This window comes from Dictyobacter sp. Z7_2 (assembly GCF_057551105.1).
The window spans coordinates 1642415-1659858 of record NZ_BAAJPE010000002.1 but is presented as its reverse complement, the minus strand read 5'-3'; the positions used below and the strand labels follow the sequence as shown (position 1 = coordinate 1659858).

General features: G+C 48.5%; 12 protein-coding genes. 5 read left to right on the top strand and 7 right to left on the bottom strand.

Annotated features, from left to right (window positions below):
• Positions 1-16: 16 nt before the first annotated feature.
• The 5 genes from mltG to alaS all read right to left on the bottom strand — a co-directional run bounded on the left by mltG (position 17) and on the right by alaS (position 10608).
• Positions 17-1117, bottom strand: coding sequence for an endolytic transglycosylase MltG (gene mltG / locus AC27N8_RS20345; protein WP_487069233.1), 1101 nt, complete (start codon positions 1115-1117; stop codon positions 17-19).
• 22 nt (positions 1118-1139) lie between these two features.
• Positions 1140-1607 carry a Holliday junction resolvase RuvX gene (gene ruvX / locus AC27N8_RS20340; protein WP_487069232.1) on the bottom strand — a complete coding sequence of 156 codons (468 nt, stop codon included), beginning with the start codon at positions 1605-1607 and terminating at the stop codon, positions 1140-1142.
• A 1727-nt stretch (positions 1608-3334) separates the two neighbouring features.
• On the bottom strand, positions 3335-6004 hold the full coding sequence (locus AC27N8_RS20335; protein WP_487069231.1) for a baseplate J/gp47 family protein: 2670 nt from the start codon (positions 6002-6004) through the stop codon (positions 3335-3337).
• Positions 6005-6262: 258 nt separating this feature from the next.
• Positions 6263-7615, bottom strand: a complete 1353-nt coding sequence (locus tag AC27N8_RS20330; protein ID WP_487069230.1) for a cell division FtsA domain-containing protein — start codon at positions 7613-7615, stop codon at positions 6263-6265.
• Positions 7616-7959: 344 nt separating this feature from the next.
• Positions 7960-10608: an alanine--tRNA ligase gene (alaS, locus tag AC27N8_RS20325; protein WP_487069229.1), complete on the bottom strand. Its 2649-nt coding sequence runs from the start codon at positions 10606-10608 to the stop codon at positions 7960-7962.
• A gap of 584 nt (positions 10609-11192) precedes the next feature.
• Between alaS and AC27N8_RS20320 the strand changes: the two genes are divergently transcribed.
• The 5 genes from AC27N8_RS20320 to AC27N8_RS20300 all read left to right on the top strand — a co-directional run bounded on the left by AC27N8_RS20320 (position 11193) and on the right by AC27N8_RS20300 (position 15656).
• Positions 11193-11753 carry an AAA family ATPase gene (locus AC27N8_RS20320; RefSeq protein WP_487069228.1) on the top strand — a complete coding sequence of 187 codons (561 nt, stop codon included), beginning with the start codon at positions 11193-11195 and terminating at the stop codon, positions 11751-11753.
• Between the two features lie 289 nt (positions 11754-12042).
• Positions 12043-12936, top strand: coding sequence for an ABC transporter substrate-binding protein (locus AC27N8_RS20315; RefSeq protein WP_487069227.1), 894 nt, complete (start codon positions 12043-12045; stop codon positions 12934-12936).
• A 148-nt stretch (positions 12937-13084) separates the two neighbouring features.
• Positions 13085-13831 carry an amino acid ABC transporter permease gene (locus AC27N8_RS20310; protein ID WP_487069226.1) on the top strand — a complete coding sequence of 249 codons (747 nt, stop codon included), beginning with the start codon at positions 13085-13087 and terminating at the stop codon, positions 13829-13831.
• Between the two features lie 19 nt (positions 13832-13850).
• Complete coding sequence (locus AC27N8_RS20305; protein ID WP_487069225.1) at positions 13851-14654, top strand: amino acid ABC transporter ATP-binding protein; 804 nt, start codon at positions 13851-13853, stop codon at positions 14652-14654.
• A gap of 42 nt (positions 14655-14696) precedes the next feature.
• Positions 14697-15656 carry an HAD family hydrolase gene (locus AC27N8_RS20300; protein WP_487069224.1) on the top strand — a complete coding sequence of 320 codons (960 nt, stop codon included), beginning with the start codon at positions 14697-14699 and terminating at the stop codon, positions 15654-15656.
• Positions 15657-15709: 53 nt separating this feature from the next.
• Here the strand turns inward: AC27N8_RS20300 and AC27N8_RS20295 are convergent, their stop codons facing one another.
• Positions 15710-16543, bottom strand: coding sequence for a sensor histidine kinase (locus AC27N8_RS20295; protein WP_487069223.1), 834 nt, complete (start codon positions 16541-16543; stop codon positions 15710-15712).
• 329 nt (positions 16544-16872) lie between these two features.
• Positions 16873-17223: an FmdB family zinc ribbon protein gene (locus AC27N8_RS20290; RefSeq protein WP_487069222.1), complete on the bottom strand. Its 351-nt coding sequence runs from the start codon at positions 17221-17223 to the stop codon at positions 16873-16875.
• Between the last annotated feature and the right edge of the window lie 221 nt (positions 17224-17444).

Sequence of the window (17444 nt, the reverse complement as noted above, 5' to 3'; positions counted from 1 at the left end):
TTAGGTGTTAATACCATTATTTTGATACAGGATTCTGAGCGATTGCTGCTTGCATTTCAGTATATGTTTTCTGGAAATACGTTATTCCATTTGCAGCTGTGTAGAAATATAAATAGCCTGTGTTCGGTGGATTCGCCACTGATTGTAATGATTTCAGCCCAGGACTACAAATAGGCGTGGGAGGGTAACCAAGTACTAAATATGTATTCCAAAGACTGTTTATTGCGATATTTTTGGGGGCATCATCTAAAGGCGTCCAATATTTCGCAGGTGGATTTTCTGTATCTCGTGCGTACTGGACAGTTGGATCTGCCTGTAAATATCCGTTCGTTTCACCTATCCTAGCATCATCATAGAGCCGGTCCCAATAGACGCTGGCGATATTGGGTTTATCCAGATTGTTTCCAGCTTCGCGTTCTACAAGTGAGGCCAGTGTAAGCAACTGATAGAGGTTCATGTTATGTGCTTTAGCGGTGTCGACGAGCTTGTTATCGGTGATCTCTTTTGTCATTTGTGCAAGCATGATATCTATCACATCTTTAGCGGTAGCTGTCGGAGAGACGTCATAAGTAGAAGGGAAAAGTAGCCCTTCCATGCTCGAGCCAGCCGGGACACTCTTGAGCAGAAGCGGATACTTACTGGCATCGGGAAATGTATTGATGTGCTTCGTATAGTTTAAAAATTGGGTTTTATTGAAGTTCGGGAGATTAGATGTGGCAGCGATGGCGGCGATCTGCTCCAGGCGCGTACCTTCGGGGATCGTCAGGACGAGTTCGTCTGGCTGTCCCGTTTGAAGCTTGTCAATAATCTGGCTGATCGACATTGAGGGATCGATTTTTGTATAGACTCCTGCCTCTAATTTTTTATCTAGTCCTCGGATGCGGGCCATGATGTTGAAGGCCAGCGCGTTGCGAATCACGCCCTTTTTTTGGAGATCGTTGGCGATTTCGCTGGTGGTCTCTCCCTGTTGCACATTGAGGGACACTTTTGTGGCGGTGCTGCTGACTGGAGCAAACATGGAATTGATGTAATTCCAGCCATAGAATGTCGCTGCAAAAATCACTAATCCTACGATTAGGATAGAGAGAGTTGGTACTAATGATTTAGGTCGTCTCATGCGTTTTGATCCTCATAAATTGTTACCCCAGGCTGTCGAGATACTCCTGGAGGATAACTGCTGCTGCCAGCGCATCAATCTCCTGGCTGTTCCGACGTTTCCTGGGTTGAGTACGTTGCCGACCTCCTCGATTTGAGCGTCTCTCTCTTCCATCCTGACCACGTTGTGTGAGAAGGCGTTGGGCTTCAACAGTTGATAGCCGTTCATCCCAGAAGGTGACGGGAATAGAAATGTGGGTCTTGAGGCGTTCAACAAAGCTCTGTATCCTCTGCCCCTGCCCATGGATCTGCCCGTCCAGACTGATGGGAAGACCAACAATGAGACCTTCAGGCTCAATCTCCTCAATCAGCTTCTGGATGGCTTCCCAGGTCTGGTTTTCATCGCGTGTGACGTGAATCGTCGTGTAAGGCGAAGCCAGGAAACCAGTCGTATCACAGGAAGCCACTCCTATTCTTGCTGTCCCCACATCTAATGCCATCAAGCGAGCCATATAAATATCCTTGATATATGTGTATCTTGTCTCAGGTCGGTCAACATTGACATAAACTCTGTGCTGTAATAAAATCAGCGGCGTCGCAAAGCTCTTCACCGCAAAATCATTCTAATTTTGGTTTGCTGTCTGGATGTTCGTATCTAACATACAGCATTGTAGCGAAAGCGGGCTTATTCTGTCCAGTTTCGTATTTTATTGTAGTAGAATCTGGTAAAAAGCAAGCCTTTTTGGATTAATGTGACTATGAATAGAGTTAGAAAAATATTTTGCTGCAATCATTTTAACGAAATGATGTGACTTTACTATTGAAAGAAATATTTATGAGTTAAAGCCGTGTATTGATTGACGGGATGGGCTGGGATAGAATAATTTTTAATTGAGAGAAAGAAGGTATCCAATATGCTGGATACCTTCTTCTTGTCTGGCTGGTCATGTTTATAGTGAGGATTGTGGCTGCGAAAGGCCATTAACTCAGACTATCCTGAACGATTGTTGCTTAATCTTTTTCTTACCTGCAATCATCATTATTCAACAATGACCATTTTCTGTAGGCAGATTTGAGTTTGCAGAGCCTCAAGAGCATGGGTTAGCTGAATGTATAGGCCAACCTGGGTTTGTAACACCTGTCACATCACCTCCGTTAAACTCGCCTGTAGCACAAGCTGGCTGAGTTGGAGCATACACCATATTGGTCCATATGTAGTTTCCGGTAGCACTATAATTATAAACAAGTACACTTCCATTGCTACTGGTATAACGAAGTATAGAGGCATCTAGTGAAGCAGTACCACTATATACGCCGACTATTGCCCAATTACTTTGACAGCTAGCTGACCATACTAACTCGACATACCCAATACCAGTGTGAGATTTGGAAAACTGTACAACTTGAGCATCAGCCCCACAACCATTAGAAGAGATACCTGTGTTATTATAGGGATCCTGGTTGTCACAATTTGGATCGGAAGGGGCGTTGTAACATGTCGTAGCATTCATCGGTGTCATACCCGCGGCGTGTGTCGTAGTTGGGGATGGATACACTCCTGCTGCATGAGTCACATTTGCCTGGGATAAGGTAATAATCCCTAGAGCGATTGTGAAAGCAAGGAGAGCAAGAATAAGTTTTCTTCTCATCTAAGTGCTTCTTCTTTCTTCAACAAGTTTTCTTGATAAATATTGATGCAAAAGCATCAATATAGTTATACCACATAGGTGGAATTATAGCCATAATAATGGATTTAAATGTTATAACTGCTTAGTATCCCTTGAAGAGGCGAGGAAAAAATGATAAATGAAGTGTATGAAAGATGGTGAATCGAGATAACTCTAGAAAATATATCAAGATTTCAAATGGCAAATAATGTAGGAAGACTGACGAAGTGGAGAACTAGAGCGACTTGCACTCAACTTGTTAAGTTCAAGTCGCTCTACTGTTGGTTCCGAAAACGAGGTCAAAGCTTATTGGAAGTGATTGGGATTTGGTCGTACTTTCATGGTAGTGTTATAATCGCTAGTTCTGAAATGATTATGATGCCTGCAAGTAGCGTTATATTTCGAAATGCGGAAGGAGCCACAGCCTTTTGTATCATTCGAAGGTAGCAACTTAGTGCCTGTATTGTTTTCGGAATTTGTAATATGTGGTTGGTACTGTACCAATCACATATTACAAATGTTGTGAGTCTCAACGATATATAGCGTAAGGTACTGAGTTGCTACACAATGACTTATTTCGTCGTGCTTGTTCCCGGTAGTACATTGACAGTTATATGAGGCTGATACCAGGGTATCCACGAGAAGAAGCTTGGATTCACTTTGATGGTGACATTTTGGACACTGGCACTCTGTTTTTTCAGCAAGTCCTGAGCCGCATCTGGTGTCTTACCGGCAATCGAACTTCTGATGGCATTCTCGTCGAACTGGCCTGTGACTTTCGCTGTGGCCGTCAAGTTAAGTTTCAGCGTAGTGTTATTATTGGTCTCTTGCTGCGTCAACTTTGCAATAGTGACCGCTTGTGGAAGTAAAACATCATCGGTGAAGTTCTTGTCGGTCTTGATTGTTGTTCCGAGCTGCTTACCGGCGGCACTTTCGATATCAGCATTTTTGGCAAACAAAATGGTTGCCCTGACTTGTACGCCCACTGGAAAGGTTTTTCCTGAGTTGATGATGTCCCCCGCCTTTGGCGCGTTGACGAGCGTGTCGGTTGTGACCAGGGTACCAAGTACACCGTTCTTAGGCAATCCCTTTTTCCAGGCGTCGATCTGACTCTGCAACTGCTGATGCAGATCGGTTTTGGCTTTAGTCAGATCCTGTGCGGTTACGGCTGGCACGGGCTGTATGCCTCCACCAGTGATTTCAGCAGGGTTATTCACTGTGAGTTTCAGGTTGGCCACGGTAGTTGCATTGCTGGTGGCGATAGCCTCAAGACTGGCGTTGGGAATAACCGTTATTTCATTAGCTAGAATGTTTCCCGTTTCGCCGGACTGAACCGCTTGCACAGGGATCGGTGGACTAACCGTATTTGTGCAGGCTGTCTGTTGCTGTATCACTCCCTCGGCGGTAGTTACGAATTGTACTCCGTTGGCGGTGGAGACAGTGGTGCCTGTGGGAATCGTGATACTAGTTGAGCCTGCATTGCCGAAACAAACGTCTCCTTTGGCCTTGGCTGTTCCCACCATCTTGCTCCCGGTGGCTGTCTCTGTACCCTGCTTCGAAAAATCTTGCGTGAGCTGTTGGGCTGGCACTGTCCCTGACTGTCCACTGGTAGTAGCTGTCAGACTAACGGCATGAGAATAATTGCGAGTGGCGACCGTGATACTGGCTGTGGCTGTCGGGATGGCATAGATGCAAAAGAAGATGACGAGAATAAGGATGATCGCAACAGCTGTACCAATCCATATCGGAGTATTATTATTTCTGCGCTGCCTTCGCGTAACTGGAGGCGTTACAGGTTTGCGTTGTCGATTCGCCGTCGTCTGTGATACTGGTCGCGCCCCTGGTTGTGTGCGTCCAACCGGTTGTTGCCGGATAGCATCGGGGTTGCGGTTGGTGATGGGTCGTTGTTGGGGCGGCTGTGGCGCTCCAGGACGGTTCAGTTGGCCGCTATATGGTCCCGAGTTACGTGACCCTGTCGGAGCCAGGGGGACCGATTCTCGTGCCCGTGCGGGACGTTGTGGGCGTGCCTCATTTAACCTATCACGTGTCTGGATGCGTGTGGGACGTTCTTCAACGGGACGCTCTTCAGGTAACAGATCATCGTCGTCCAGGTCTTCGGAGCGCATACGCTGTGTCGATTGAAGCGGCGTGGCCGGAGGCGCTGGCGCTATATTGCCTGTCCGTCGTGATTGTGGAAGAGATCTCTCGCGCTGCTTTGTCGCGTTATCAGAAGTCTTTTGATCTTTTTTGCGTGTATTTCTGGCTTCTGGTTTGACGTCATAATCAATGTGATCGCTGATAATGCTGGTTGGCTCATCCGAGACATCGTGGATAACATGCTCATATTTGTGATCATCGTACCCGATGGAAGAGTTTCCATGTTGTTCTCCCGATTGAGAAAACTGTTTATCTTCCATATAGGAGAAAGGATCTTCATCATCCTCGTTGAGAGGTATCTGCGAAGCCTGTGAGGCATGCGTTTGCGGAGACCGGCGTGACACTTCAGGTGTTGTGCGTGGCGTTACAGGAAGTGTGCCCGGCTTGTCCGGCAGATCTTTCGCCGCAGAACGGATATCCTGAGCTTGTGTATAATCTTCCAGCAAGAGATCGGGCTCCTCGATCTGATCGGGCGTGAGTGGCTGAATCGGGGGAGCCGAATTCACACTAAAATCAAAGCCCTTGCCATATTTTTTGGCCGGGCCTTGAAAAGTAGCCGGATCAAGATCATCAATCTCTTCCCCCTGAGACGCCCCAGGCTCTTGATAGCTCGTCCTACCGCGTCCTTTGGTCCGTGAGTCCACTGCTGACTCTGTACCCCGCCAGGATCGCACCTCAGTCGGTTTTGGGCGCAGGTTGTTGGTACTGCGCGATGCTGCTGACGGGCGAGCAGGTGCCGAGCGCGGTCCTGGTCCTGCGACTTTGGTACGGTTGGGCGCTGCACTTTTCGTTGGACGTCCCGTGGGACGCGAGTGTCCTTGCTGGGAAGACTCAAGCGAGTTGGCAACTGTGAATTTGACGGCATGCGCAACCGAACGTACCTGCGGGTCGGAACTGACTATCAGGACTTCTTTGTTTAACTCACGGGCTCGCGCATAGAGCAGCTTCCAAGCCACATGACTGCGCAACTGCGTCTGGGCTGGTACTACTAAGGTTACCTTGCGTGTCTGGATGTGCTCAAGACGCTCACGCACGGTCGTCAGATCATCATCCGGGCTAATATAAATTGTTTGCTCATCACTCATAAGCCCTGTCACCCCCTATGGCATCATGCGTTGGGACGTTTGACTCGACAGGCAGTTGCGCGTGATTATGGCCTGTTACCTGAGTTAACGCCGATTTAAATGAGATTTGATGTATATACGTCTGTATATACTCTGGATTCTTCACATATGTGCAGACAAACGTATATACCCTTTTCGTCAGACTTTTATAATATGCTTACGATAGATACATAAAAGAAGCGTTTAGATAGCTCTTTTGACATACAGCAGAGGAAAGCATCAGATATGCATGGCATTGATGACGCGATCAAGTGCTCTCTCTAAGACATTGTTATCATTATTTAATTCAACTGCCTGATAGGCGAGGGCCATCGGCGTAATATCCTGTCCATTCACCAGCATGCCCTCAGTATCAAGAATGCTGCCGACCATCTCCGGCTGGACCGCACGGATGATTGGTTGGCGCGAGAAAGGTAAGCGCTCCGTCCAGGGAAACGACTCCAGGTGTTGATGGAGATCAATCAGAGCCGATCCACCGCCAACGATATAGATGGCGGGCGGAAGAAGTTCACCTTTCGACAACTCTTCGATGAGCAACTCTACGCTATCCATCCAGGTCTGACATTCCGGTGCCAGGATGTTTTGAATCTCATCGTGACCGGCACCATTGAGATCACCATTACTATAACTGATTTTCAGCCGTTCTGCTTCTTTAATAGGAATACCCTTACTTGTGGCGATACGGCGCGTAAAAGCGCGTCCCCCTAAAGCGAAGACACGCGTCTCTTCGATGCCTCCCTGGCGTACCAGAGCAATATCGGTTGTGCCGCCACCAACATCAATAAAGATCGCTCCACTATCGGCACTGGCATTACTACTTAAACAACGAGCCAGCGCATATGGTTCAGCCACAATCGTGACCAATGTCAGGTCGAGTCCCTGTGCCACGGTCTCGATAGCTCCTAATTGTGTGAGTGGCGCGAAGGCACTGAATAGTGTCAGGGCGAAATGACGGCCCCGAAAACCAATCGGATTGGTGACCAGCTGCCCATCGATACGTACAGAGATGACGGCCGCGTTTGTCAGGCGGACATCGATATTCCCGTATCCTGTCTCCGCTGCAATCCGCTCTTTGGCATTTTTGAGGAGACGTTCCTGCGCAGCCGTGATCAACGACTCGAGTTCTTCGGCCGTAATCTGCTTGGTTGGTTGTCCGCGCTGTTTACTGACCGTGGTCGAGCTGCCCTTGACCAACTCACCAGCAATACCAATGACGGCCGATGGGGCGATAACGCCTCCAGCCGCCTGTTCAGCCTTCAGTAAGGCCTCATTACAATTGGCAATCACTCCGGGAATATCGGTGACGATGCCATCAGACATATGTGCATAGCTCTGTGGATGCCGTCCGACACCCAAAACCTCAGCATGATCACCGCGCACCTCCACGATCATCGCTTTCGCAAAAGCGGTTCCGATATCGAGTGCGGTGAAAAGCTGGCGCTGGCTACCTGGCTCTCCCGGATCTTCTTCCCCTTCATATTCGCCATCATAGTCATAGTCATCCTGTTCATAGATGGCATCTGTCCTTGATCCTTTGAAACGATCAAGCAGACTTTGCAAGAGATTTTTCATGTATCCATCCCAAAATTAGTGCTCCACTCGCTGCCAGCTCTGCTTGAACAGCTTCCTCGTGTATCGAGCCATCAACTGCACATGATACTTTATAGCACAAAAATTGCTTTATTAGCAAAATCAGTTTGTCATCAAACAGGCTTTTTCTGTGAGTGTATCTATCCAACGCATCATCAATGCTTAGCAAATAGGTGAGTAGAAAACTCAACGTCTGGCAGGTTGATGGCGCACAAAGTCCTTGTAGTAGATAAGAATAGAAACGTTTCTGCGTTGAAACAAAAAGCCTGTTGTGTCTATAACGAGATGAGAGGTAAGAACGTATTACCTCTCTTGTGACAGCAAGCTTACTTGAGATTATCACGAACGAAGGCTTTTGCAAGATCCAGAGCCGGATTAATAGCCGTTTTGTCCTTACCACCGCCCTGCGCCGAGTCCGGACGGCCGCCGCCTTTGCCTCCTAAACGCTCTCCAATGATTCCGGCAAGTTTGCCGGCATGTAATCCGCGTTTGGTTAAGGCCGGATCGATAGTGACCTGGATGGCAATGCGCTCTCCCAGGTCGCTTGCCAGGACTACAACTCCTGGCTGTTTCAAATGTGTACTGATCTGTTCACCCATATCGCGTAAAAGTTTGGCATCTGGAACCTTGATCGTCGCTGCCACCAGCGGCACGCCTGCAATTTCCTGAACATGCTGTGATAGGTTCTGAGCCTGAGCCTGAGCCTCATTGCGCTGATACTGGGTAATCTGTCGTCGAGCCGCGCTCAGTTCCTGAAGGAGTTGCTCGACACGCGACTCAACCTGTTCTGTCTGAACCTGGAGTGTCGTGGCCAAGCGATCAACCGTCTGGCGGCGATGGCGTAGATACGTCTCGGCCGCTCGTCCAGTCAGAGCTTCAATTCGACGGATACCCGCAGCAACACTTGTCTCTTGAATTGTAACATATGTTCCAATCTGACCAGTAGTCGCGCAGTGGGTTCCTCCACACAGCTCAATACTTTTTCCCATCGAAACGACGCGTACAACATCATCGTATTTTTCACCGAACAGAGCCATTGCACCTGTCTGCATCGCGTCCTGGATCGGCATGATATTGGTATGAACAGGATAATCAGCACGAATCCATTGATTGATCTGAGCATCGATATGCTCCAGATCTGAGCCAGTCAAAGCTCGTGGGCTGGTAAAGTCAAAGCGTAGACGCTCTGGCTCGACCAGCGAGCCGCGCTGTTGGACCTGAGGTCCTAGCAAGTCGCGCAGGGCTTTATGCAGCAGGTGGGTGGCGCTATGGTTGCGCATCGTATCCGCTCTCCGTTGTTCGATCACATCGGCTTGAACGGTATCTCCGACGCGGAGATGACCCTCTGTGAGTTGTCCGTAGTGGACGATCAGGCCCTTCAGCGGACGACGTGTGTCCTGCACCTGGAAATTGCCCATCGAACCAGTCAGATCGCCATGGTCGCCAATCTGGCCGCCGCTCTCGGCGTAGAAGGGTGTCTTATCCAGGATTACGAGCGCCTGTTGTGGTGCGCTGATACTTTCAACCTCTTCACCGTTGACGACGAGGGCACGCACTTTGCTGCTTCCTACCAGGCCATCATAGCCGATGAACTGCGTTGTACCGTCGCGCTTCAAGATTTCTGTCAGGGCGCGATCATCCTGCACCTGAGCAAAAGCACTGCTGGCACCGGCGCGACTGCGCTCCTGCTGCTGTTGCATAGATTGCTCAAAGCCAGAGACGTCGATGCTCAGTCCCTGTTCGCTAGCGATTTCCTGAGTGAGCTCGACGGGGAAACCATGCGTATCGTACAGGCGGAAGACATCCTCGCCAGGGATCACTGTCTGCTCACGCTGCTTTAAACTGGCCAGTAACTCATTCAACAGACTCAAACCTGTATTTAGGGTCTGGCTGAATTTTGCCTCTTCCAGGCTCAGGATCTCAATAATCCGCTCGCGTTGTGTATGCAACTCGGTGTAGTAAGCGCCCATGATGTCGATCACCGTGTTGGCGGCCTCTGCCAGGAAAGGTTTATCCAGGCCGAGAAGCTTGCCATGACGTACGGCACGGCGCAGGATGCGTCGGAAGATATAGCCACGGCCCTCGTTGCTGGGCAGAACGCCGTCAGCAGCCAGGAAGACCAGTGAGCGTCCATGATCGGCGATCACGCGCAGTGAGGTATCCTTTTTGTCATCCTGACCATACGGCGTCTGCGTGATATCCGCGAAGCGATCAATGATTGTGCGTAACAGATCGGTCTCGAAGACGGACTCTTTCCCCTGGATCACCATGGTCAGACGTTCCAGTCCCATGCCGGTATCGATATTGCGCTTGGGGAGTGGAGTACGTGTGCCATCGAGATCCTGATAGAATTGCATAAAAACGAGATTCCAGATCTCAAGGAAGCGTTCGCAGTCACAACCGGGTTGGCAATCGGCCAATCCGCATCCGTACTCGATGCCGCGATCGTAATAGACCTCAGAGTCTGGGCCACATGGGCCAGAGGCTCCTGGAGGTCCCCACCAGTTTTCATCCAGGCGTACAATCGCCTCATCGGCATAACCAGCGATCTCTTGCCAGAGTTTGGGGGCCTCGTCGTCTTCGGGATGTACCGTCGGATGAAGTCGATCGGCAGGCAGATTGACCACCTGTGTCAGAAACTCCCAGGCAAAGGTAATCGCCTCACGTTTAAAGTAGTCCCCGACCGAAAAATTGCCCAGCATCTCAAAGAACGTCAGGGTACGCTGATTGCCGACTTTGTCGATATCAGTGGTACGAAAACATTTTTGCGAAGAGGTCATGCGTACCGCAGGAGGAGTCTCTCGTCCCAGAAAGTATGGGATCATCTGTTGCATCCCAGCTGTGGTCAGCAAAACGGTCGGATCATTATGGGGCACGAGCGATGAACTGGGCACCTTCACGTGACCTTTACTGGCATAAAAATCCAGGAAGCGCGTACGGATTTCGGTTCCTGTTAGAGTCGTATCAACAGACACAGCATCCTCCTCAGTAAGGGTTTATGACGAATAGAATACCTTGACCTGATGGTATTCCATGAATTGTACATGGTGTAACTGGCGATCTTTTATGAGCATTGTATACCTGCTGCTTTAACGTGTACATAGTCGCGCAATTTTATGCAAGGGGAAACATAATTCTCCACGTGTTACACACCCGGTAGTATATCAATTTATGTACTCAGATGTCTACAGTATTGAAGCGGTTTCACTTGTTCTGCGCATGAGAAACAGGTGCGTTACGACTCCTTGCGACTCCTTGTAAGATGCCTGATGTTTCACGTGAAACAGCGTTTATTCAGACAAGATGCTGATCAACCTTTGTGATTTATGCTGTAAGCCGTACGTTACGACGTATGAAAATCAGGCGCTTAAAATCAAGTGATCATAGGCATTGTGGGCAGCTATCCGATTGTATGATAGATACTGGGATAGAGCTACATTGATAGCATAGATTGGTGATATATAGCTCATCCGGAAATGGTAGACTGTGCTTGATATCTTTATGATGTCACGGGGAGGCTCAGAGGGAATAAGAGCTCAAACAAAGGAGTAGGTCTCAGATGGAAATTACGTCTTCATATGAGGGGCAGCAGGTTGGCTTACCTGAACGAACTTTGATCGTGTTGTGTGGTCCAGCAGGTGCCGGAAAAAGCACCTTTGCCAGAAATTTTATTGCTCACCATCAGCAACGAGGATATCGAGAGACATCTATCGTTTCATCCGATCATTGTCGCGCCCTCATTTGTGACGACGAGACGAACCAGCAGGTGAATAAAGATACCTTTGATCTTTTCCATTACATCATCCATAAACGCATGCTTCAGGGGCGCCTGACGATAGCTGATAGTACTGCATTGCATGCGGAGGCGCGTCAGAAATTGCTTGATCTGGCACTCAAGCATCATTACTGTACCTGTCTGATGCTCTTTGATATGTCGCTGGAAACCTGTTTACGCTACGATCAGCATCAAACGCGCGGACGTATTGTCGGGAAAGATGTGATTACATATCATCTTGATCTGTTTCAGCGTGCGCTCCAGGACGCTCCACATGAAGGATGGAGCACCATACATACGATAGATGAGCATCATCCATGGCCTGAAATTGAGGTGACTCATTGACTCAAGTAACTTTTTCCAGGTAATTATTATAAAGAAGGAGGCCAGAGGTAGCAGGAGCAAGAAAATTGATCTCTTATGGATTATGGTGAGATTGTTAGAAAAAGCAGACGTAAATTACGTAAGGCAGATGTTTTTTCAATTACCAGGTTTCTCGCTTAACGAAAGTGTGGTCTTTCTTTCCCTCCAGCCGCAATGTTGCTACGAGTAGCTCAGGTGTAATTGTAGATGCTGTTCTGATCACATCGTTTTGATGCAAACATGTAAAGTAACGCACGGAGGTTCCCATTTGATGTTATCCTCTTTTTCTCTTCCGAAGCAGACCAGGCGCTTATCCTTTGCGGCTCTGCTGATTGCTGCTATTTTCTCCCTGATCCTGTCTGCATGTGGTAATGCAACCGGTTCGGGAAGCACTGGTGCGAGTACAGCGACCGTTGTGGCCAACGTCACTGCTCCTACCGATCTTTTAACTGCGGGCACACTCGTTGTTGGTAGCGATACGACATATACGCCGATGGAATTTGTTGATACGAAAACTAATACGTATATTGGTTTTGATATGGATCTGATCAGAGCGATAGGTGCGCATATGGGCTTAAAGGTCCAGATCCAGAAGACCAGTTTCGATACCATTTTTGATGACCTGACTAACAAACGCTTCGATGTGGTCATTTCAGCGATAACGATTAATGATGCCCGTAAGAAAACTTTTGATTTTGTGCCCTATTTCAACGCAGGCGAATCGCTGCTGGTAGCGAAAGGCAATCCTAAAAAACTAACTCAGGTCAGCGATCTGTGTGGTATCAACGTTGGTGTCCAGGTTGGAACCGTGGAGAAGGACGATCTTGATGCAGGCAGCAAAGCCTGTAAAGCGGCGGGCAAGCCTGGTATCAACCAGACAATCCTTCAGGCACAAACTGATGTGGTACAATTGCTGTCGAATGGTCGAGTTGATGCTACCTATCAGGACTCTCCGGTCACTGATTACTACAACAAGATTAATCCAGGACAGTTTGAGATCGGTGGTTCTGTTGTCAATGCTGCGCCTTATGGCATCACTATACGTAAAGGTGATACATCAATGCTGACTGCCATGCAGAAAGCATTTCAGGCAGTGAAAACTGATGGCACATATGACAAACTCTTTCAAACATGGAGCTTCTCAGATCAAGAAAAAATTTCTTAATCTGAATTGGCGTGACATTGTCTCAATTAAGATGTCTGAGATACAGATATCGTTGTAGCACAAATCAGCGCTAAGATGGATTGCGTATTGCCCTTGCTAACGAGCATGCAAGGGCAATACGTGTCTATCATATTTGAGGAGGTTCACTATGTTCCGTTGGGAGCAAGTCTGGTATTATCTTTTTCAAGACCCCAATTTATATTTCTTGCAGGCTGCGTGGATCACGCTATGGATTTCAGTGGTCGCGCAAGCTATTGGTGTCATCCTGGGATTACTACTGGCTTTGATGCGTATATCTAGATTTTTCCTCTTTAAATGGATAGCCGGTGTGTATATCTGGTTCTTTCGTGGGAGTCCTTTGCTTGTCCAGGTATTACTGCTCTACTCTGGTTTGCCAAAGATCATGCCGCATCCATTACTGCCAGCCTGGGCCTGCGTCTTGATTGCCTTCTCGTTAAACGAAGGTGCCTATATGTCTGAAATTATCCGCGCCGCTCTGAGTTCTGTTGATACCGGACAAATGGAGGCCGCCAAAGCACTTGGCATGCGTTATGGTTTAGCCATGCGTCGGATTATCATTCCGCAAGCGATACGGGTAATCATTCCACCACTGGGCAACGAATTTAATAATATGTTGAAGTCTACTTCAATTGCTTCTGTCGTGGGCCTGGGTGAACTGACATTTACTGCTGAGGTTTATGGTTCACAACTATTTATCACCTTTGAGCTCTTAATTGTGGCGACGGTGTATTATCTCTTGCTGTCGACGATCTGGGAGTTTATACAACGCTGGATTGAACGGCGCTTTGATCCTGAGCGCTTAAATGTTGCTGTGAATATCCCAAAGCAGCCGGGGCTTGCGCAACGCCTGACTGGGATTGGGTTAGCTAGATAATGCTGAGGAGAGGTGCATAATGAGTCTGGATACAACACGTGATCCTCTTCCATCGGATCAGGAGCAGCCGATGGTCCGTATCGAGAAACTCGTGAAACGCTTTGGCTCGAATGTCGTGCTGGATGGCGTCGATTTTACTGTCGATCGTGGTCAGGCGGTGGTGATTATTGGTCCAAGTGGTTCCGGCAAGACGACCCTGCTACGCTGTATCAATCTGCTCGAAAAGATTGATGGTGGACGTATCTATATTGATGGCCAGTTAGTTGGATTTCGTGAGCATAAAGGGGTTCTCGTCGAGGATAATGAGAAGAACATTGCTCGTATGCGCTCGCAGGTTGGATTTGTCTTTCAACGCTTTAATCTTTTTGCGCATATGACCGCTCTGCAAAACGTGATTGAAGCCCCTATCCATGTCTTGCACGAGCCGCGTGAGCAAGTGATAGAACGCGGCAGGATGCTGCTGGCTAAAGTTGGTCTGGCCGAAAAAGCCGATGCGTATCCTCATCGACTCTCGGGAGGTCAGCAGCAACGCGTGGCGATTGCTCGCTCGTTGGCGATGAATCCGAAGTTGATGCTGTTCGATGAGGCGACTTCGGCCCTTGATCCCGAGCTGGTCGGGGAGGTGCTGAAGGTGATGCGCGAATTGGCCGAAGAGGGGATGACGATGGTGGTGGTGACTCACGAGATGGGCTTTGCACGTGAAGTGGCAGATCATCTCGTTTTTATGGATAAGTCTCAGATTGTGGAGCAGGGACCACCTGAGCAGATTTTTGAAAGTAGTCAGAATGAACGTACGCGTAACTTTTTAAGTCGCGTGCGCTAGGTTTCATCACACATGATCCAAGGGAAAGGGATTTTTTCTACTATGAGCACACCGGGAATTTGGAAACGATCGGACCTCTTATTGCCTCATCCTTTTGATACCATCTTTTTTGATGTGGATGGTGTCTTGATCGAAACTATCTCCTCGTTTCGCTCTGCAACGATCGCTACAATTGAGTACATTGTGCGTACGCTGCATGGTCTGGATAAGGATCAGGCACTGGTAACTCTGGAGGATATTGCCGCTTTCAAACGAGCTGGTGGCTTTAATGGTGATTGGGACATGTGTTATCTGCTGGCTGCTTTGACTCTGGCTCGGGTGCGTGAATGGTATGGTACGCCACTCGCCGCACGTAGTACGCTGGAATGGGCCACACTCGCGCATGAGGCTGCATTGCAGGGGCGCGGCGGACGTATCTGGGCCGAGTCGGTTCTCCCTGCCAGTGCCTTGACAGACTTTGAGACGGTGGTGGATATTTTCAATGAAAGCTATTGGGGGGTGGCAGAGCTGCGTAAGCGTTTTGGACGCGAGCCACGCTATTTTCTGGATGCCGAAGGCTATGTCCATAACGAGAGGATGCTTTATACTCCAGATTTTTTTGAGAATCTTCGCCGGGCAGGTATTGTTCATTTTGGCATGATCACTGGACGCATCGGACCCGAGGTCGATAGCGCAATTGAGCGTATGGAGGCTTATGGTTCTGGGCGTTGGTGGGATATTGTGGTGCCGGCCGATCTGTATGCGAAGCCTGATCCGCAGGCACTACGTTATGCAATCGCTCAGGTGGGTGCGCGCGGTGGCCTTTATATCGGGGATACGGCCGACGATTTTGATCTGGTACGTCGCTATAAAATCACGAAGACGGCCGATGAAATTACGATCCTCTCGGCGATGGTGGTGCGTGGTCAGGAGGTTGAGCTGTATCGGCAACGTGGCGCTGATGTGATTATGCCTTCAGTGGAAGATCTGCGCGATCTGGATTTTCAGATGGTTCAGGTATAGACGTGCGGGCGGCCACGCGTCCCTTTGAGCGTGACATATGTGGTCGCCCTGTGTTATGCAGATAATGGGAGTTCAAAGCTAAAAGTTGTTCCTTGCCCATTGTCATGCAGTCCTTCGGTGTGTGGCTCGAGTTGCAAATTTCCTTGATGCGCTTCGATGATGGATTTGGTAATAAATAAGCCTAATCCCGAACCATGACGTGAGCTGGCTCCCGATAAGCGTGCGTAAGGATGAAAGAGCTGACTCACTTCGGCTGGTGGAATACTGGCACCTTCGTTGTGGACGCTCACGCGTACGCTGTCTTTTACCTTGACTACACTCACCGTAATCGTTGTATTTTCGTCTGAGTACTTGATAGCGTTATCAAGTAAGTTTCCCAGTGCCTGCTGTAAGCGACCACCATCCCATTGTCCTACAATCGCCTGCCGAGGCACTGAAGCTACCAGTTTATGATAGGGGGCCACGGGACGTAACTGTATCACCATATCTTTGACCAGACGGACAATGTCGCAATTTTCTCGAATGATACTGAATTTGCCAGAAGCTAGCTGTGCAGAATCGAGTAGATCTTCGACCAGGCGGCTCAAACGTTGAGCCTGGCTGACAATGATACTGGTGTTACGTTGGATCGCCGCTTGCTTTTTCGTGAGTAGGAGCGCTGTCGCTTTGGTTTCATCTTTGGGTAGCCGTGTATAGCGCGAGATCAACTGCGCATAATTGATAATTGGCGCCAGGGGACCTCGGAGATCATGAGCAATCATCGCTGTTGACTGTTCTTTTTGTATCAATTGATCCTGCAAGAGATGGTTCTGGGCCGTTAAATTATCTACCTGCTGCTGAAGTTCCTCTATAATCTGTTCCTGCGTTTTCTCGCCTTGAAGCTGCATGATCGCTGTCTCCTTGCAACTGGCATACTTATAGCCCTTGATAGGGATTGTGTAATACCAGTATACACTCGTAGGACGTGCAGATGGAGGAGAGTGATTATTAGATAGGAGTATTGGGTGGATTCACTATGACTTTTGGCATAGATAATGCGTATGTGCCATCGTTTTTGTAGAATGGTTCGTTATCTTCGCACAAATGTCGTCTGTGGCAAGGAATGGAGATGATGAGAAGCTTTTTTGTGACCAGAAATGCTCCGTTTTATGGATGACTTCACGATGACGCCATCCATAAAAAGTGTCTTTACTCTTGCTGTTGGCACGTTTTGCACTTATTTGCCTGGAGAAGATGCGGGCGAAGATGGTGATGTGCTCGCTTTTGTGCTCGCTGGAGTAGTCGTAGCAGTTTCGCTTGTTGTCGCTTTATCGGTGCTGGCCGCTTTGCTCTCGCTGGAGGAACTTTCGGCTTTAGCCGTCTCTCCATTGGTCGTTGGAAGCGTCTTGCTATTGCTATAATCTGTTTTATAGAACCCTGAACCCTTAAAAACTACGCCTGCTGGATAGAGGACGCGGCGAATATGATTGCCACATTCAGGGCAGACAGTTAAAGGCTCATCGACCATTTTCTGCCACGTCTCGAAGCGGTGGCTGCATGTTTGACAAAGATACTCGTACGTTGGCATATACCAATCACCTCGTAATAGATTGTGTTGAAAATGCATCGTAGACAACCCATGTCATGAGCAGTGCACTTTCAAGCGAAAAATGTACTGTTGGCATCAGCTGTCCAATATGTATATTTATGAAAAATTGGGGACATTATACAGATAAGGCAACCCTTCAGCAACTGTCCTCTCCTAATAGTACCGTGAATTAAACAGGTTGTCAATCAACTTTAGAGAGT